Annotated in this window: 15 protein-coding genes and 1 pseudogene; 11 read left to right on the plus strand and 5 right to left on the minus strand. The window is 64.2% G+C overall.

Translation table 11 applies throughout. From position 1 onward, the window contains the following. Positions 1-176 precede the first annotated feature (176 nt). Entirely contained in the window at positions 177-1,142 is a 966-nt protein-coding gene (locus FJ974_RS25170; protein ID WP_140533161.1) for a sugar-binding transcriptional regulator, read from the plus strand. A gap of 84 nt (positions 1,143-1,226) precedes the next feature. Further along, positions 1,227-3,281 (plus strand): bifunctional aldolase/short-chain dehydrogenase, encoded by a 2,055-nt coding sequence (locus FJ974_RS25175; RefSeq protein WP_140533243.1) that lies wholly within the window; start codon positions 1,227-1,229, stop codon positions 3,279-3,281. Positions 3,282-3,348: 67 nt separating this feature from the next. Here the strand turns inward: FJ974_RS25175 and FJ974_RS25180 are convergent, their stop codons facing one another. The 3 genes from FJ974_RS25180 to FJ974_RS25190 form a co-directional block, all read right to left on the minus strand. After that, complete coding sequence (locus tag FJ974_RS25180) at positions 3,349-4,401, minus strand: substrate-binding domain-containing protein (protein ID WP_140533160.1); 1,053 nt, start codon at positions 4,399-4,401, stop codon at positions 3,349-3,351. 42 nt (positions 4,402-4,443) lie between these two features. After that, positions 4,444-5,439 carry an ABC transporter permease gene (locus tag FJ974_RS25185; RefSeq protein ID WP_140533242.1) on the minus strand — a complete coding sequence of 332 codons (996 nt, stop codon included), beginning with the start codon at positions 5,437-5,439 and terminating at the stop codon, positions 4,444-4,446. A 77-nt stretch (positions 5,440-5,516) separates the two neighbouring features. Then, positions 5,517-7,028, minus strand: coding sequence for a sugar ABC transporter ATP-binding protein (locus FJ974_RS25190; protein WP_140533159.1), 1,512 nt, complete (start codon positions 7,026-7,028; stop codon positions 5,517-5,519). 137 nt (positions 7,029-7,165) lie between these two features. Between FJ974_RS25190 and mtnK the strand changes: the two genes are divergently transcribed. Beyond that, complete coding sequence (gene mtnK, locus FJ974_RS25195) at positions 7,166-8,440, plus strand: S-methyl-5-thioribose kinase (protein ID WP_140533158.1); 1,275 nt, start codon at positions 7,166-7,168, stop codon at positions 8,438-8,440. Next, entirely contained in the window at positions 8,437-9,531 is a 1,095-nt protein-coding gene (gene mtnA / locus FJ974_RS25200; RefSeq protein ID WP_140533157.1) for an S-methyl-5-thioribose-1-phosphate isomerase, read from the plus strand. Before mtnK ends, mtnA begins: the two co-directional genes overlap by 4 nt. Positions 9,532-9,655: 124 nt before the next feature. On the opposite strand, the gene FJ974_RS25205 is transcribed toward mtnA, so the two are convergent. Continuing rightward, on the minus strand, positions 9,656-10,711 hold the full coding sequence (locus tag FJ974_RS25205; RefSeq protein ID WP_140533156.1) for a zinc-dependent alcohol dehydrogenase family protein: 1,056 nt from the start codon (positions 10,709-10,711) through the stop codon (positions 9,656-9,658). Positions 10,712-10,827: 116 nt separating this feature from the next. Here FJ974_RS25205 and FJ974_RS25210 point away from each other — a divergent pair, with 116 nt between their 5' ends. Together FJ974_RS25210 and FJ974_RS25215 are read left to right on the plus strand one after the other, a co-directional pair. Next, entirely contained in the window at positions 10,828-11,730 is a 903-nt protein-coding gene (locus FJ974_RS25210) for a LysR family transcriptional regulator (RefSeq protein WP_140533155.1), read from the plus strand. An 11-nt stretch (positions 11,731-11,741) separates the two neighbouring features. Then, a pseudogene (locus tag FJ974_RS25215) lies at positions 11,742-11,899 on the plus strand (6,7-dimethyl-8-ribityllumazine synthase); the annotation flags it as partial. A gap of 45 nt (positions 11,900-11,944) precedes the next feature. Here FJ974_RS25215 and FJ974_RS25220 read toward each other — a convergent pair. Then, positions 11,945-13,756 carry an autotransporter domain-containing protein gene (locus tag FJ974_RS25220; protein WP_181177112.1) on the minus strand — a complete coding sequence of 604 codons (1,812 nt, stop codon included), beginning with the start codon at positions 13,754-13,756 and terminating at the stop codon, positions 11,945-11,947. On the opposite strand from FJ974_RS25220, the gene FJ974_RS25225 reads away from it, so the two are divergent. The 5 genes from FJ974_RS25225 (at position 13,755) to FJ974_RS25245 (ending at position 17,288) form a co-directional block, all read left to right on the plus strand. Continuing rightward, positions 13,755-14,054, plus strand: coding sequence for a hypothetical protein (locus FJ974_RS25225; protein WP_181177119.1), 300 nt, complete (start codon positions 13,755-13,757; stop codon positions 14,052-14,054). The genes FJ974_RS25220 and FJ974_RS25225 overlap by 2 nt on opposite strands. A 73-nt stretch (positions 14,055-14,127) precedes the next feature. Further along, on the plus strand, positions 14,128-14,850 hold the full coding sequence (locus FJ974_RS25230) for a FadR/GntR family transcriptional regulator (RefSeq protein WP_226891380.1): 723 nt from the start codon (positions 14,128-14,130) through the stop codon (positions 14,848-14,850). Positions 14,851-15,004: 154 nt separating this feature from the next. Then, positions 15,005-16,069 carry a class II fructose-bisphosphate aldolase gene (fba, locus tag FJ974_RS25235; RefSeq protein ID WP_140533153.1) on the plus strand — a complete coding sequence of 355 codons (1,065 nt, stop codon included), beginning with the start codon at positions 15,005-15,007 and terminating at the stop codon, positions 16,067-16,069. Positions 16,070-16,233: 164 nt separating this feature from the next. Beyond that, on the plus strand, positions 16,234-16,392 hold the full coding sequence (locus tag FJ974_RS25240) for a peptide ABC transporter permease (RefSeq protein WP_140533152.1): 159 nt from the start codon (positions 16,234-16,236) through the stop codon (positions 16,390-16,392). A gap of 170 nt (positions 16,393-16,562) precedes the next feature. Continuing rightward, positions 16,563-17,288, plus strand: a complete 726-nt coding sequence (locus FJ974_RS25245) for an MgtC/SapB family protein (protein WP_140533151.1) — start codon at positions 16,563-16,565, stop codon at positions 17,286-17,288. Positions 17,289-17,332: the final 44 nt, after the last annotated feature.

Consider the following 17,332-nt stretch of genomic DNA (forward strand, 5'->3'; position numbering starts at 1 on the left):
TTCTAACCGCTGGTCGGCGATCATGCCATCCCCCTGAACGCCCGGGAAATGCTATCATATGCGTGCCCCCTGGAATGGCCGTCTCGATCAGATCGCAACCGGTAGGCGTTTGCACTAACTTGCCCCGATTTGACTTTTGTCGAGAGCCGTGACTAATGTCAGCCTCAGGAGGCGGCATGGCAATCCGACCGGCAGAACAGCTCATTCACAAGGCCGCCTGGCTCTACTATGCGCATGGCCTGCGCCAGGACCAAGTGGCGAGCCAGCTCAACATTTCCCGCGCTTCGGTCGCCATGTATCTGCGCAAGGCGCGCGAGACCGGCATCGTCAACATCTCGACCTCGACGCAGCTGTTCACCGATGACGTCATGGCGCGCCGGCTGGAGGACGCCCTTAAGCTCGACGTCGTCTGGATCGCGCCGGAAAACGCCTATGTCACTGATGCCTCGACCGACATCGCGGTGCTCGCGGCGAGCGTCTTTCTCGAGCTGGTGAAGAAGGGCGACCGCATCGGCGTCGCCTGGGGCCGCACCGTCTACACCATCGCCGACATCATGTCCTATGCCGATCTTCAGGACGTCACCGTGGTGCAGCTTTGCGGCAATCTCGGAGCGCCCTATTCCTACCGGCCGGACCAGTGCACGATGGAGATTGCGCGGCGGCTCAACGCCAAGGGCCTGAATTTCTATGCGCCGCTGGTGCTGTCGAGCGAAGAGCTGGCGCAAGGCCTGCGCGCCGAGCCGGTGATCCGTGACCAGCTTGCCGGCATCAGCGATTGCGATCTGGCGCTCTACTCCGTCGGCGCGGTCGATGCCGACAGCCATCTGGTCAAATGCGGCGCGCTGACCGCCGACGAAATGGCGGCGCTGCGCAGGCAAGGCGCGGCCGGCGTCATCGCCGGGCAGATCATCGACGCCAAGGGCGAGGTGCTCGACTGCAGTTACAACAGGCGGGTGATTTCCGCCGAGCTCACCTCGCTGCGCGCCATCGACAAGCGCCTGATGGTGGTGCAGGAAGACAGCAAGTTCGAGCCGCTGCTGGCAGCGATCGCCGGCGGGCTCTGCACGCATCTGGTGATCGGCGCGCACATGGCCGGGCGCCTTCTCGACCACGCCGGGGCGGCGAACAAGAAGGCATCCTAGAAACCATCCTCGCCGCGTCTGTCATAAGAGCGTCGCGGCTTCCTGTTCATGAGCAACAAAAAGACGGACATCGGACGGAACGACATGAAGAACCTTTGGAACGACGCCGACGCGGAAAAGATGGTTGCCGACTATGCCAAAAAGGGCGTCGGCCGCGACCTGGCGCTGCGCGTCTACACGACGCGCCTGCTCGGCGGAGAGCCGCGGCTGGTGTTGCATGGCGGCGGCAACACTTCGTGCAAGACCAAGGCCACCGATCTCGTCGGCGACGAGTGGGACGTGCTCTGCGTCAAGGGCAGCGGCTGGGACATGGCGGTCATCGAGCCGCAGGGCCTGCCGGCGGTGAAGATGGGCGCGCTGCTCAAGGCGCGCGCGCTCGACACGCTCTCCGACGAGGACATGGTGGCGCTGCAGCGCGCCAACCTCATCGATCCCGCCTCGCCCAACCCGTCGGTCGAGACGCTGCTGCACGCCTTCCTGCCGCACAAATTCGTCGACCACACGCATTCGACCGCGATCCTTGCCATCGTCGATCAGGAAGACAGCAAGGCGCTGGTTGCAAAGGTGTTCGGCAGCAAAATGGGCTACGTGCCCTACATCAAGCCGGGTTTCGACCTCGCCAAGGTCGCGGCGGAAGTCTTTGATGCCGATCCAAGCGTCGAAGGCCTGATCCTCGACAAGCACGGCATCTTCACCTTCGGCGACGACGCCAGGCAAGCTTATGACCGCATGATCCACTATGTGAATGCGGCCGAAGATTATGTCGCCAAGAACGGCAAGCCGCAGACGGCCAAGGCGGCGCTGCCGGCAAAGCTGGCCAAAGCCGGCGACATCGCGCCGATGCTGCGCGGCGCGGTGGCCGTGGCGCGCGGCGAAGGCCGTTTCGACCGCATGATCAGCGATTTCCGCACCTCGGCTGCGATCATCGATTTCATCAATTCGGCCAAGATTTCCGACTATGCCAAGCGTGGCGTGTCGACGCCGGATCTGTCGATCCGCATCAAGACCGGCCCGATGGCGTTGCCGGCCCCGGACGCCGAGAAGCTCGGCGATTACAAGAGCGCGATCCGCGACCATGTCGAGGCCTTCGCCAAGGATTACACCGCCTATTTCGAGACGAATGACACGCTGGACGATGTCAAACGTACCATGCTCGACCCGATGCCGCGGCTGACGCTGGTTCCCGGCCTCGGCATGTTCGGCCACGGCCGCACGCTCAAGGACGCCAGGATCGCTTCCGACGTCGGCGAGATGTGGATCGAGGCGGTGCGCGGCGCCGAGGCCATCGGCAATTTCCAGCCGCTGTCCAAGGCCGACCTGTTCCCGCTCGAATATTGGTCGCTGGAGCAGGCCAAGCTCGCCTCCAACAAGCCGAAGCCGCTGACCGGCCAGGTGGTGCTGATCACAGGCGGCGCCGGCGCGATCGGTGCCGCGACCGCCAAGCTGTTCGCCGACAACGGCGCCCATGCCGTCGTCGTCGACCTCGACGCCGACAAAGCTGCCGAGGCCGCCAGGAAGACCGGCAACAATTCGATCGGCTTTGCTGCCGACATCACCGATCCGGCCCAGGTGCGCGCCGCCTTCGACAAGGCCGTCGCGGTGTTCGGCGGTGTCGACATATTGGTGTCCAATGCGGGCGCCGCCTGGGAAGGCAGGATCGGCGAACTCGACGACGCGCTGTTGCGCAAGAGCTTCGAGTTGAACTTCTTCGCCCATCAGTCGGTGGCGCAGAACGCGGTGCGCATCATGCTGGAACAGGGCACCGGTGGCGTGCTCCTGTTCAACACCTCCAAGCAGGCGGTCAATCCGGGGCCGAAGTTCGGCGCCTATGGCGTGCCGAAGGCGGCGACGCTGTTCCTGTCGCGGCAATATGCGCTCGATTACGGCGCTTACGGCATCCGCTCCAACGCGGTCAACGCCGACCGCATCCGCTCGGGGCTGTTGACCGACGCCATGATCGCCAGCCGCTCGGGCGCGCGCGGCGTGTCGGAGAAGGAATACATGTCCGGCAATTTGCTCGGCCAGGAAGTGACGGCACAGGATGTGGCGCAGGCCTTCCTGCATCATGCGCTGGCCGAGCGCACCACCGCGGACGTGACGACAGTCGACGGCGGCAACATCGCGGCAGCGCTGCGCTGAGCCAAACATCCCGATAAACAAAAGGGCGACCCGTTGGCCGCCCTTCTAGTTCGTTGTCTGACGAACTTTATTTGGCGTTCGGGTTCGGCATCCAGGCCGGCATGGCGACATCGGCATGGGCGAACTGCGGCAGCTTGGCCGACAGGTCTTCCATGTTCTTGATGTCCTTGTCGATCAGCTCCTTCCGGGTGATCAGCGTCGGCGGCACGATGACGTTGTGGCCGGGATCCTCACCGGCAAGCAGCTGCGCCAGCGCACGCACCGAGACCTGGCCGACGACGGCCGGATTGGTGGCGGCGGTCGCGGCCCAGGCGCTGTCGGTCTCGCGCATGGCGGCGATGTCCGAGGTCGAGATGTCGGCCGAATAGATCTTGATGTCCTTGTTCAATCCGGCCTCGTCGACGGCGATCTTGACGCCCTTGGCGAACTCGTCATAGGGCGCGAACATCACCTTGATGTCGGGATGCGCCTGCAGCACCGAGCGCGCCTGGTTGGCGACGGAATTGGCGATCGGGTTGTCGAGCGTGCCGAACATGGCGACCTCGTTGATGCCCGAATATTTCTTCTTCACGTCGACCCAGGTCTCATTGCGGCGGTCAAGCGGCGCGATGCCGGCGACATAGACATAGCCGGCCTTCCAGCTCTCGCCATTGTCCTTCACCGCCTGCTCGAGCGCGAGCTTGGCCAGGTCGCGGTCCGACTGCTCGATCTGCGGGATCTTCGGGTTCTCGACATTGACGTCGAAGGCGACGACCTTGATGCCGGCATCGACCGCGCGCTGGGCGGCGTCCTTCATCGATTCCGTCAGGCCGTGCTGAATGATGATGCCCTGCACGCCGAGCGCAATGGCCTGGTCGACCATGTCGGCCTGCAGTGCGGCATCCTGGCGGCTGTCGAGCACGCGCAGGTCGACGCCGAGCGCCTTGGCCTGCGCCTCGACGCCGGAGAGATAGGCCTGGAAGAAGTCACCGGTCGAAAGATAGCGCACCAGCGCGATCTTGACGCCGGGCTTGTCGAACGGCGCCGGCTTGTCCGCGGCAAGAGCTGTCCCCTGCATCAGCAGCGCGGCGCCCGCAAGCCCGAATGCGGCCTTTCCCAAAAGTCTTCTTGTGATGTTCACGTCGTTTCCTCCACTTGGTTTTAATCGGACCCGGTCGAAATCCTATGTCCTGCCCCTGCCGGAAAGGGCGAAGGTGAAGACAAGGGCGACGACGAGCACCGCACCCTTGACGAAATCCTGCGTGTAGTAAGGCGCGTTCATCATCGTCAGGCCTTGCAGTAGGACGCCGACGAACACCGCGCCGACGGCCGTGCCGAAGGCGTTGGGCTTGGCGGCGCCGAGCACCGCGTAGCCGATCAGCGCCGCCGCGACTGCATCAAGCAAGAGATTATTACCCGAGGCGATGTCGCCGCGTCCAAGCCGGGCGGCGAGCAAAATGCCGCCGATCGAGGCAAAAACTCCAGAAATGACGTAGGCCCAGATTTTGTATGCCTTGACAGGGGCACCGGCGAGTTCGGCGGCGCGCTCGTTGGAGCCGACCGCATACATCATGCGGCCGAAGCGGGTGTATTCGAGGAAGAACCAGATCAGCACGGCGAGCACGATGAGCACCACCACCGAGACCGGGATCAGGTTCGGGATGAAGAAGTCGAAGCGATGGCGGCCAAGCGCCAGGAAGGCGTCCGAGAACTTGCCGTTGGCGACCGAGCCGTCAGGCATGGTCATGCCGGTGGCGATCGAGCGGCCTTCGGTCGGGATGCGCTGCAGGCCGAGCAGCAGGAACATCATGCCGAGCGTCGCCAGGAGATCGGGGACGCGCATATAGACGATCAGCCAGCCATTGATCAGGCCGACGATGATGCCGATGACCAGGCAGGCGGTGACGGCGACGATGGCGTTCTGCTCCAGCACCACCATGGCGTAGGACGCCGCCATCATGGCGCTGGTGGCGACCGAGCCGATCGACAGGTCGAAGCCGCCGACGACCAGCGTCGCGGTGACGCCGAGCGCCAGCACGCCGGTGATGGCCACCGACTGGAAGATGAACACGGCACTTTGCGGCGAGACGAAACCATCGGCCGCGATCGCGAAATAGGCGATCAGGCCGACCAGAAGGACAATGAAGCCATAGCGGATGGCATAGTCGCGCAATGTCATCGAGCGCTCCCGCGCCTTTGCCTTGCCCGCCAAACTGGAACTCATGCCTGCACTCCGAGTCTCGTCATCCTGCGATCTCACGCCGCGCTGGTGAGCGGCCCGCCGGCCACCTGCGCCAACAGCCGATCGAGATCGATGTTGTCGTTCCTGTGCTCGCCGACGATTGCGTGTTCCGACATCACCAGGACGCGGTCGGCGGTCTCCAGCGCTTCGTCGAGCTCGGTGACGAAGATGAGCGTGGCGCGCCCGTCGGCGCTTGCCCTGAGCTTGGCGGCGATGTCGCGCCTTGCCGAAATGTCGACGCCCTGGAACGGCTCGTCGAGGATGAACAGGCGCGAGGCGTGCGACATCCAGCGGGCGACCATCACCTTCTGCTGGTTGCCGCCGGACAGCGCCGAGAGCTCGTCCTTCTCGGACCGGCAGACGATGCCGAGCTCATCGATCTGGCGGCGGGCGACGATGCGCTCGGTTCGGCGCTTCATGACGCCAAGGCCGGACATGCGCTTCAGGAAGGGCAGGCTGATGTTGCGCTCGATGTTGAAGCCCTGGACGATGCCACTGGCGGCGCGGTCCTTGGCGACGAGGAAAATGCCGGCGGCGATCGCCTCACGTGCGGACCCCGGCGCATAAGGCTTGCCTTCCATATGCATGGTGCCAGCGAGCGGCCGGCGCACGCCGAACAGGGTTTCGGCCAGCGCGGTTTTGCCGACGCCGACAAGACCGGTGATCGCCACAACTTCGCCAGCGCCGAGCGTCAGCGAGAGCGGCCTGGCGCCCTGCGCCAGCTGCAACCCTTCGGCGATGAAGACCGCTTGCGCCGAGCTTCTGGCAACGACGCGGGCGAGCTGGATCTTGCGGCCAAGCATGGCATTGACAGCGCCCTCATAATCGAGCGGCTTTTGGTCGAAGACGCCCGAGACCAAGCCGTCGCGCATCGAGACGATGCGGTCGGCGAGCCGCCTGATGTCCGACATGCGGTGCGAGATATAGAGGATGGCGACGCCCTGTCCGCGCAGCCGATCGATCAAAGCGAACAGCCGCTCGGCCTCGGCGCTGGAAAGCGAAGACGTCGGCTCGTCGAGGATCAGCACTTTCGGCTGGTGCGCCAGGGCACGGGCTATCGCCACCATCTGACGGTCGGCTAGCGACAGGTCTCTGACGCGGGCCCCGAGATCGATTGCCAGCCCCATGCGGTCGGCGACGGCTTTGGCCTCGACACGAACATTGCGCGGCTTGAACAGCAGCGATGCGCCTTTGCCGCTCAGCCGGTCGAGGGTCAAATTCGTGGCGACGTCGAGATCGGCCACCACGCCGTCATTGATGTTCTGGTGCACGGTGACGACACCGGAGCGGATCGCTTCGGCAGGGGCTTGCGGGTCAAACGCCTTGCCTGCGAGCTGCATGGTGCCGCCGCCGCGCGGGTAGACCCCGCTGACAATCTTGACCAGGGTGGACTTGCCGGCGCCGTTGGCACCCATCAGCACGGTCACCTCGCCCGCATAAAACTCGAGCGAGATGCCGCCAAGCACCTCGTTCTGGCCAAAGGATTTCCTGAGACCCTCGACACGGAATATGGCTTCTGCGCCCATTCCTTCCTCCCTGTCCGCGACGCTATGGGCTCATCCGGCAATTGTCAACACGATTGACAATTGCCAGAGCGCTTCCTACCTTGGCCTCGCCGCCGTGGCTCCGCTATCTTCGGACACCATGAGCAGGAGGGGCGAGGATGACCGGGAAGAAGCCGTTCGAAGCACTGTCGGTGGAGACGCTGCCAAAACGCCTCGGCGATAACGAAGCGCTGGCCACGCGTATTGGCGAGGATTCAGGGCGCTGGAAGGTGCGCGAGGTCGGCGACGGCAATCTGAACCTCGTCTTCATCGTCGAGGGCGACCGGGGCGGTGCGGTGGTCAAGCAGGCGCTGCCCTATGTGCGGCTGGTCGGCGACAGCTGGCCGCTGCCGTTGAAGCGCTCCTTCTTCGAATACCACGCGCTGACTAGGCAAGAGCGCCGAGCGCCCGGCTCGGTGCCGGCCATCTATCATTTCGACGAAGGCCAGGCGCTGATCGTCATGGAGTATCTGTCGCCGCCATACATCATCCTGCGGCGCGCGCTGATCGAGGGCCGGCAGCTGCCGAACATCGCCCGGGATATCGGCCTGTTCATGGCCCGCACGTTGTTTCGCGGCTCGGACCTGTCGATGGCGGCCAGGGAGCGCAAGGCCGATCTGGCGCTGTTCGCCGACAATGTCGAGCTCTGCGACATCACCGAGAATCTGGTGTTCTCAGATCCTTATTTCGACGCGAAGATGAACCGGCACACCAGCCCACAGCTCGACGGCCTGGTCGCCGAACTGCGCGCCGACCGCGACCTCAAGGTCGAGGCGCAGCGGCTGAAGCACCTCTTCGCCGCCAATGCCGAGACGCTGCTCCACGGCGATTTGCATTCCGGCTCGATCATGGTCACCGAGACCGAAACGCGGATGATCGATCCGGAATTCGCCTTCTACGGTCCGATCGCCTTCGACGTCGGCATGCTGCTCGCCAATTTCTGGATGGCGTTCTTTTCGCAGCGCGGCCATGAGCAGAACGGCAAGCGCGATGCCATGCGCGCCTACCTGCTTGACGTCACCGCCGAGACCTGGGCCGTCTTCCGCGCCGAGTTTTCGCATCTGTGGCGGACCGAGCGCACCGGCATGCTCTACCAGAAGAGCCTGTTCGAGGATCAGGGCGACCTGCTTGGCGCCGAGCAGGCGCTCGATGTCATGCTGCACTCGATCTGGGACGACCTGCTGGGCTTTGCCGGCATCGAGGTGCACCGGCGCATCCTCGGCCTCGCCCACAATGCCGATTTCGAGACCATTGCCGATCAGGACCTGCGCGCCACATGTGAGGCCAAGGCACTGCGCTTCGGCCGCCACATGGCCGTCAACCGGCGCCAGATCCACGGGATCGACGAGGTCAACACCCTGGCCGCGCTGATCGAACAGGAGAACAGCCTTTGAACGTCGGCGAGCGCCACTACCGCACCATCTGGCTGAGCGATGACAGACGTTCGGTCGAGATCATCGACCAGCGCTGGCTGCCGCATGAATTCCGCATCGAAAAGATCGGAACCGTGGCAGGTATCGCCACCGCGATTCGCGACATGTGGGTGCGCGGCGCACCGCTGATCGGTGTCACCGCCGCCTATGGCGTCGCCATCCAGATGACCGACGATGCGTCGGACGAAGCGCTCGACGCCGTCTGGGCGACACTGCACAAGACCCGGCCGACGGCGATCAATCTGCGCTGGGCGCTGGACGAGATGCGGCGTTTCCTGAAACCGCTGCCAGCCGAACAACGTGCCGAGGCCGCCTATCGGCGCGCCGCCGAGATCGCCGACGAGGATGTCGGACTCAATCGCGCCATCGGCGAGAACGGACTGGAAATCATCAAGGAGATTGCCGCGCGCAAGCAGCCGGGCGAGACCGTCAACGTCCTCACCCACTGCAACGCCGGCTGGCTGGCGACGGTCGATTACGGCACCGCCACAGCGCCGATCTATCTGGCGACCGAAGCCGGCATTCCGGTGCATGTCTATGTCGACGAGACCCGGCCGCGCAACCAGGGCGCCCAGCTCACCGCGTGGGAAATGGCCGGCCATGGCGTGCCGCATACGCTGATCGTCGACAACGCCGGTGGCCATCTGATGCAGCGCGGCGAGATCGACATGGTGATCGTCGGCACCGACCGCACCACGGCCGACGGCGACGTCTGCAACAAGATCGGCACCTATCTCAAGGCGCTCGCCGCCGCCGACAATGACGTGCCGTTCTATGTCGCGCTGCCCTCGCCCACCATCGACTGGACGGTGGCCGACGGACTGGCCGAAATCCCGATCGAAGAACGCTCCGGCGACGAGGTCTCGCTGGTCTGGGGCAAGACGGCGGACGGCAGCATCGCGCAGGTGCGCGTCTCGCCCGACGCGACGCCGGCGGCAAATCCGGCGTTCGATGTGACCCCGGCGCGGCTGGTCACGGGGCTAATCACGGAACGCGGCGTTGCAAAGGCTTCGCGCGAGGGGTTGAAGGCCATGTTTCCGGAGCGCGGGTGAGAGCCGATCTTCCCCCGAAAATATACGCAGCCGGACGCCTGACGTTCCCGGTCTCTTGCGGCGCACAGGCGCGTGCTGACCCTTCCCATCTCCATCAAGCCAATCGCATCCCAGGTTAGCGCGACTACTTTTTCGGGTTCACGGCCACCACGATCTTTCCGAACGGTCCGCGGGCGAGATGGTCGAGCGCGACGGGCAGATCCGCCATTTCATATTCGGCGTCGATCACCGGCTTGATCCCCGCACGATCGACGGCGCGGACCAGGTCTTCCAGCGAGCGGCGATGGCCGACCTGAATGCCTTCCACGATCAGGCGCTTGCGCGCCAGCATCGCGAAGCTGCCCGAGACATCGAAGCCTTCGAGAATGCCGATCAGCGACACTCGCCCGCCCACGGCCGCGGCCTCCAGCGACTTGCCGAGATGCGCCCCGCCGATGATCTCCAGTATATGGTCCGCGCCGCGGTCGCCGGTCATCTCCCACACCGCCTCGACCCAGTCCTGGTTGTGGCGGTTGATCCCGTGCGTGGCGCCGAGAGCCTTGGCGCGTTCCAGCTTGGCGTCGTCGCCGGAGATGACCAAGGTCTCGGCGCCGTGTGCCGCCGCGATCTGCAGGCCGAACAGGGCGACGCCGCCCGTACCCTGCACCACCACGGTCTGGCCCGCGCGCAACCGGCCGCGCTCGACGAGCGCCGTCCAGGCCGTCAGCCCGGCGCAGACCAGCGTGCTGGCAGCTGCCGCATTCAGGCTTTTCGGCGCCTTCACCCAGCACTCCTGGTCGAGCACCGCATAGTCGGCGAGAAGCCCTTTCAGAGGACCGCCGAGCGTCGCCGAGGTCGGCTGGCGCGCCGTGCCCGGCCCGAGGCCCTCGACCCAGCCTGCCATGAAGGTCGAGATCACCTGGTCGCCCGGCTTGAAGCGCGTCACGGCTGAGCCGACGGCCGCCACCTCGCCGGCTGCGTCCGATCCCGGCACCATGGGCTGGCCGTTGGGCCGTGAAAAGCCCAGCCCGGTCTCGACAAGAAGATTGTCGCGATAGTTCAGCGACACCGCAGCGATCTTTACCAGCACCTCATTGTCCGCGGGCACGGGCTTCGCCGCCTCGACGAGTTCCAGATTGGATCGGCCGATGTCCTTCAGCGCCCACTGCCTGATCGTTTCCGTGCCGACATGTTTGTTCATAGGTCGCTATTCCCGAATGTCCTTCGTTTGACTTTCGATCATATTCGCGCCCTTTGATTTGCAGTGCCGATATTTTTTCCTCTAAATGGAGCTATTCTATCTACAATGGGGCTTCCATGGTCGACCGACTGAGTGGAATTCATGAATTCGTGGCGACGGTGGAGACGGGCGGCTTTGCTGCCGCCGCCACCAAGCTGCATCTGTCGCGCTCGGCCGTCGGCAAGAGCATCTCGCGACTGGAGGAGCGCCTCGGCGTTCGCCTCTTCCACCGCACGACGCGTGTCGTGAAGCTGACGCAGGACGGCAGCGTTTTCTACGAACACTGCCAGAATGCGCTGGCCACGCTGAAGTCCGGCGAGAGCGCCCTGCAGACCGGGCGTACGGAGCCGACCGGAAAGGTGCGCATCAGCGTGCCGGCCATCTTCGGCCGGTATTGCGTTGCGCCTGTTCTTTACGAGGTGGCTGCAAAGTACCCGGCCCTGATGCTGGAAATCGGCTTTACCGACCGGCCGGTGGATGTGGTCCGGGAGGGGTACGACCTTGCTATCCGCAATGGAAACGTCGCCAACGAGGCAGGCCTTGCAACGCGCACGCTGGCCCGGCAACGCATGGTCGTCTGCGGCTCGCCTGCCTATTTCGAAAAGCGTGGACGGCCGGCGGCCTTGGCCGACCTTCAGGCTCACGAGGCGATCTACTACGCCAATCCGGCGCGCATCCGCACCTGGCTGTTCCGGGATGGCCAGGGCGACGTCACCGAGGTGGCGATGAACGGCCGCATCAGGCTGGACGATATTGAGGCCATGGCCGACGCCGCAGCAGCAGGCATGGGCCTTGCCTGGCTGCCGTGCTGGCTGGTGAAGCCGCGCGTCGCGTCGGGCGAACTCGTCACGGTGCTCGAAAATCTTACCGCGATCGAATTCAACAGCTCGGCGCTCTGGCCGCAGGCACCGTCCATGCCCTTGCGCGTTAGGGTCCTGATCGACGCGCTGGCGGAACGGCTGCCCGGCATGGTGGGCTGAGCCTCAGGACAAGCGTGCAGCTTGCCACCGGCGTGCCGGTGCTGACCCCGCACATCATGACAGCGCCGAGCACCACCGCTTCTTTCACGAGCATTTCACCGCGAAGGGCAAGGAAGCGGCGAAGGCATGCGTCGAGATCCTCGCCGCGCGTGAGCGGATAGCCGCTTGAGACAGGAAACGCCGGCGGAATTCCCAACCGGCGTTTCTTTCCGGCCTACAGCTTCAGATCGAAGTTGATCTTGAAGGTGTGTCCCTGCGCGTCCTTGGCGATCTGGCCGGAATAGGAGGCGCCAAGCATTGCCTTGGGCGACAGGAGAACATCAAAACCGGCCTCCACCGCCAACGCATCCCTGGCGATCGGCACACCGGCGCTGGCGAAGGACGCTCCCGTGTTGAAGGTAAGCGTCGTCGCCGGTTGGACATCGCCATAGGCGTGCCGCCAGCCCAACATGCCATGCAAGGCGGTCATGCCGGTTCCGAGCCGGGTCGAGGCGCGCAGGCCAAGCGTCGAGAAGGTGTTCTCGCTCGAGGCTCCCTGGCTGGTCAGAGCGGACGTGGTGCCGCCCGTCTCGGCAAAGCCATCCGTGTCGAGATGGACATAGGCCAGATTGGCGAAAGGTTCGAACGCGCCCAGGCTAGTGTCGAACTTGTAGGCGAGCTCGCTGAAAGCCTGCGCCGTCTCGGCCCGGTAGTCCGCCGACAACTGTTCACTGAAGGCCGGGAAGACGACATTGCGCCGGACGTCGATATCGTGCCAGCCATAGATCGCGCCGGCACGGAAACCCAGAGCCCCCCATTGCGTGCCGGCATAGAGGCCGAGATCGTAATTGTCGCTGGAGCCGGAGGATGCGCGGTCGGTGACGTCGAAATTGGTGCGGCTGTAGCCGGCGAGCACGCCCAGCCGCCAGCTGGCGACCGGAATGTCGGCGCCGCCGACGAAACCCGCGGTGGTGCGGTCGAAGCCAGCGGCATCGCCCGAGCCGCTCACATTGCCGGTCATGGCCAGCGCCTCGCTCCAGATCACGATGCCATCGGCCGTGGCAGGCGCGGCATGCAGCCCTGTCGCGTCGATGGCGGCGGTGGTCAGGGACACGTCATCCGCATCGAAGGCCGAACGGAGCCGGCGGTTTGCCGAATCCCGCGCGAAGCGGCTGTCGTCGACGAGCGCGCCCATGATATCGGCATGGACTTCGCCGGAAAGCGCGTTCCCATAGGGGCGCAGATAGCGGTAGAAGCCGACGGCCTCCTCGTTCGGATTGCCCTCCAGCGCTTCCCGGTTGAGGATGTACATCGACCAGCCGTCCTTGGTCATGTTGAAGGACAGACCTTCGATTTCCTGCTCGCCGTCGATCTTCAGATTGCCAAGATTCTCGACTTCGCCAGTCTTCAGGTTCGCCCGGTAGATGATCTTATCGTCGTTGTCGGTGGAGAAATACATCCAGCCGTCGAGCAGCTTGCCGCCCTGCGCCTGGTCGATGGTGTGCGACAGCGGGATGTATTCCTTGAAACTCCAGTCGGCGAGATTGTAGACTGCTATTTCGGTCGCGTTCTCATAGGCCATGCCGTAGCCGAGGCCGTTTTTGGCATCGACGGCCACCCAGCTGGCGATGTCATGGATGCCGTGTGGCGGATTGAGCGCGAAGGCCTGGCCGGTGAAGCTGAGGTCGCTGGCGCGGTAGACAGCGAAGACCGGATTTTCGTATTTGCCGCCGGTGACCGGGTCCTTCTTGCTCGAATCGAGCGAAATGTAGAGATAGCCATCGGCATAATCGATGTCGCCGATGTGGTTGAGCCCGATGTCGGAATACTGGGACGGCAGCTTGAGGACGTCCGGGATCGCCGGCGAGACCTGCAGGCTGGGGTTGTAGCTCTTGTCGGTGCGCTCCAGCACATTGGTGCCGGAGAAATACCAGTTCGTTCCGTCTGTCGTCACACCCTGCTGCTTGGAGACGATCGCGTCGCCCGTGAAGGTCGTCTTCTCGACCATGATCCACGGTTCTGCGGCAAAGACCGGCGCCGACGCCATGACGAGAGCTCCGGACGCAAGAAGGCAGGAGGCCGTGATTTTGGGGATGCAAGCCATTGCCGTGTGCTTCGCGGCGGCGGCCTGGCTGGCGCGCATAATCATTGAGGAAAACATTCTGTCGCGTTCCTGTTGTATGGCTCGTCGACAAAATGCGCGCACGACATCGAGCGACGACGGGGCGCCGCCGGCGATGTCAGAAGCCCAGATTTTTGTGGTTCTTCAGCTACGATTGCGCGGTATTTTGTCGATCGGCTCTGGCTGCTTTTTCAACGGTGTGCTTACTAGGGGGCGCACGTGACAATCATATGAATAATGGGAATAGTATGAAGATTAACGCCAGCCGTCCACGGATGCTCCGGATGGCGCCGTTCATGGCGGGCTCATCCCATACCGGCTTGCATGGCAGGCTGCTCAACGAGATCGGCCAAAGCATCGTCAGCGGCGAATTCACTCCCGGCGACCAGTTGCCGAACGGCGACGACTGGAGCGCCTCTTATGGCGCCAGCCGCACCGGCCTGCGCGAAGTCATCAAGGTTCTCGCCGGCAAAGGCATGGTGGAGATGCGTCCGCGAACGGGGACGCGGGTGCGCCCGCGCCGGGATTGGAATTTCCTCGATCCGGACGTGCTGATGTGGCGGTTCGGACCGAGGGCGACAGCCGAGGATGCGCGTTCCCTGTTCGAGCTGCGCCGCGCCATCGAGCCGATGGCCGGGGCGCTGGCGGCGGAGCGCGCGACCCCTGAGCAGATAGCCGAGCTGTGGGCAATTCTGGAAGAGATGGAGAAGGCCGGCGACGACGGCGAGCGCTTCGCCATTCCCGACCTCGCCTTCCATCAGTCGATCCTGCACATGTCCGCAAATGAGCTGATCGGCTCGCTGGCGGCCTTGATCGAGGCGGCGCTTGTCATCAGCTTCCGGCTTTCCGATGACAATCCGGCCGGGCAGAGCCATTCGCTGAAGCTGCACCGGGAAATCGCCGAAAACATCGAGAAGCGCGATCCGGCAGCCACCAGCAAAGCGTTGATCGTCCTGCTGGACGGAGCGGAAGAGGATGTGCGGCTTTCGCTCGCGGCCAGGCAAGGCAGCCGGAAATAGCGCCAGCGAGCCTCCTACAGGCTGTAACAAGAATTGCGCCGGGCAGGTCTGCGGGCTGTTGCGATCCGGCGGGATTCCGGCCAGAAGCGACGGGGCGGCCCGCCCGGGCGGCCTTTTCAACACGGGCTCGAAACCAGATACGGGAGACTCTTCGTTGGCTCGCATCACGCTCAGACAATTGCTCGACCATGCCGCCGAACACGGCTATGGCGTGCCTGCCTTCAACATGAACAATATGGAACAGGGGCTCGCCATCATGGAGGCGGCCGAGGAGACCAAGTCGCCCGTCATCCTGCAGGCCAGCCGCGGCGCACGCGCCTATGCCAATGACGTGGTGCTGGCCAAGCTGATCGACGCGCTGGTCGAAATCCACCCCGACATCCCGGTCTGCATGCATCTCGACCACGGCAACAACGAAGCGACCTGCGTCACCGCGATCCAGCACGGCTTCACCTCGGTAATGATGGACGGCTCGCTGAAGGAGGACGGCAAGACGCCGGCCGACTATGCCTATAATTCCGGCATCACGCGCCGCGTCGTCGACATGGCGCATTGGGGCGGCGTCTCGGTGGAAGGCGAGATCGGCGTGCTCGGCTCGCTGGAGAGCGGCGGCGGCGAGCAGGAAGACGGCCACGGCGTCGAAGGCGCGATCAGCCACGACCAGTTGCTGACCGATCCGGTGCAGGCCGAGCAGTTCGTGCGCGACACCCGTGTCGATGCGCTTGCCGTCGCCATGGGCACCAGCCACGGCGCCTACAAGTTCTCCCGCAAGCCCGATGGCGCGGTGCTCGCCATGAACGTCATCGAGGAGATCCATCGCCGCCTGCCGAACATGCATCTGGTCATGCACGGCTCGTCCTCGGTGCCGGAAGAGCTGCAGGAGATCATCAACAAGTATGGCGGCCAGATGAAACCGACCTGGGGCGTGCCGGTCGAGGAGATCCAGCGCGGCATCAAGCACGGCGTGCGCAAGATCAACATCGATACCGACAACCGCATGGCGCTGACCGGCGCAATCCGCAAGGTGCTGACCGAGAACCCTTCGGAGTTCGACCCGCGCAAATATCTGACGCCGGCCATGACGGCGATGAAGACGCTCTGCAAGGAGCGGTTCGAGCAGTTCGGCACCGCCGGCAACGCGCCGAAAATCAAGTCGCTGCCACTGTCGGAAATGGCCAAGCGCTACAAGTCTGGCGGCCTCGACCCGAAGTTCGGCTGACACGACAGTTTTTCACGACCGGGTAAAACCGGCCGCCGGGCGGGAGAGCTTGTCGCTCCCTGCCCGGCAGGTCGCGCCAATTCGGCCGGAACTTCGCGCCAGCAAATCGGTTCCTGTTCTGACGCTTCGACGCGTCGTGCTCATCCGCAGGGAAGGAGCAAATCATGAGCAAGGACCGCAAAGGCGAGGGTCCGGTCTTTTCCGGACAGGACGCCCGGCAGGGCGAAATCATCCTGCGCACGCGCGCCCGCCGCATCATCTTCATCGCCGGGCTCGTCGGCATCGTCGTGCTGGCGCTGGTGCTGAGCCTCGCCATCCGCTAGCCACCCGTTGCGACTGCTCGCACTTAGACGGCTCATTTTGTGAGGCGGATGTCTTGTGTTTTAAGCGGTTGATTTCATGCATTTTCGGGCGAGATGCCGCCGTGCATTTCTGATGGAATTGTTTTAAGAATGCGACGACGGCGGGCAGCCTCCGCGCCGCTGGTGAAAACATGTTTGAACCGCTCTGCTGCGATATGCCGCTACATCCGACCTGGCCCGATCTCGTCGGGCGGCTGCTGTTGACCTTGCTTGCAGGCTTCCTGATCGGTCTCAACCGCGAGGCGCGCGGCCATACCGCTGGGCTGCGGACGACCATCCTGGTCGGCCTTGCGGCCTGCGTCGCAATGGTGCAGGCCAACATGCTGCTCGATGTATCCGGCAAGGGCCCGGACTCCTTCGTGCGCATGGACGTGATGCGGCTTGCACTCGGCGTGCTCACCGGCGTCGGCTTCATCGGCGGCGGCGCCATCCTGCGGCGCGGCGATCTCGTCACCGGCGTGACGACAGCCGCAACGATGTGGATAATGACGATGATCGGGCTCGCCTTTGGCGGCGGCCAGTTCGGCCTCGGCGCGATCGCGACGGTGCTGACCCTGGTGACGCTCCAGGCCCTGAAATGGGTCGATCTCAATATCCCGCGTAAACATAAGGCGATGCTTGCGATCTCCTGGCCGAAGGGATCGCCGCCCGATCTCGGGCAGTTGGTGCGGCCGCTGAAGTATGACGCGCGCTTCGTCTGCATGGAGCATAACGCCGCCCAGGACCGTTTCGTGTTTTCTTACAGGCTGGAATGGAAGCAGCCCGATGCGAAAGAGCCGTCGACCGAGGTGCTGACGGTGGTTGGCCAGCACTTCGAGGTCGAACGGTTCGAGATCGTCGGCGAGAAGGCGCCCTGATCCTGCGGGTGCCGACGCGCGAGAAATCGTTCCACCAATGAAAC

The organism is Mesorhizobium sp. B1-1-8 (assembly GCF_006442795.2).
In the GTDB taxonomy this organism is placed as follows: Bacteria; Pseudomonadota; Alphaproteobacteria; order Rhizobiales; family Rhizobiaceae; genus Mesorhizobium.

Excerpts from the sequence above, each read along its gene's own strand:
- FJ974_RS25170 (WP_140533161.1), top strand. The coding sequence starts at position 177 with ATGGCAATCCGACCGGCAGAACAGCTCATTCACAAGGCCGCCTGGCTC.
- FJ974_RS25175 (WP_140533243.1), top strand. The coding sequence starts at position 1,227 with ATGAAGAACCTTTGGAACGACGCCGACGCGGAAAAGATGGTTGCCGAC.
- FJ974_RS25185 (WP_140533242.1), bottom strand. The coding sequence starts at position 5,439 with ATGACATTGCGCGACTATGCCATCCGCTATGGCTTCATTGTCCTTCTG.
- FJ974_RS25190 (WP_140533159.1), bottom strand. The coding sequence starts at position 7,028 with ATGGGCGCAGAAGCCATATTCCGTGTCGAGGGTCTCAGGAAATCCTTT.
- mtnK (WP_140533158.1), top strand. The coding sequence starts at position 7,166 with ATGACCGGGAAGAAGCCGTTCGAAGCACTGTCGGTGGAGACGCTGCCA.
- FJ974_RS25205 (WP_140533156.1), bottom strand. The coding sequence starts at position 10,711 with ATGAACAAACATGTCGGCACGGAAACGATCAGGCAGTGGGCGCTGAAG.
- FJ974_RS25210 (WP_140533155.1), top strand. The coding sequence starts at position 10,828 with ATGGTCGACCGACTGAGTGGAATTCATGAATTCGTGGCGACGGTGGAG.
- FJ974_RS25225 (WP_181177119.1), top strand. The coding sequence starts at position 13,755 with ATGACGAGAGCTCCGGACGCAAGAAGGCAGGAGGCCGTGATTTTGGGG.
- FJ974_RS25220 (WP_181177112.1), bottom strand. The coding sequence starts at position 13,756 with ATGGCGTCGGCGCCGGTCTTTGCCGCAGAACCGTGGATCATGGTCGAG.
- FJ974_RS25230 (WP_226891380.1), top strand. The coding sequence starts at position 14,128 with ATGGCGGGCTCATCCCATACCGGCTTGCATGGCAGGCTGCTCAACGAG.
- FJ974_RS25240 (WP_140533152.1), top strand. The coding sequence starts at position 16,234 with ATGAGCAAGGACCGCAAAGGCGAGGGTCCGGTCTTTTCCGGACAGGAC.
- FJ974_RS25245 (WP_140533151.1), top strand. The coding sequence starts at position 16,563 with ATGTTTGAACCGCTCTGCTGCGATATGCCGCTACATCCGACCTGGCCC.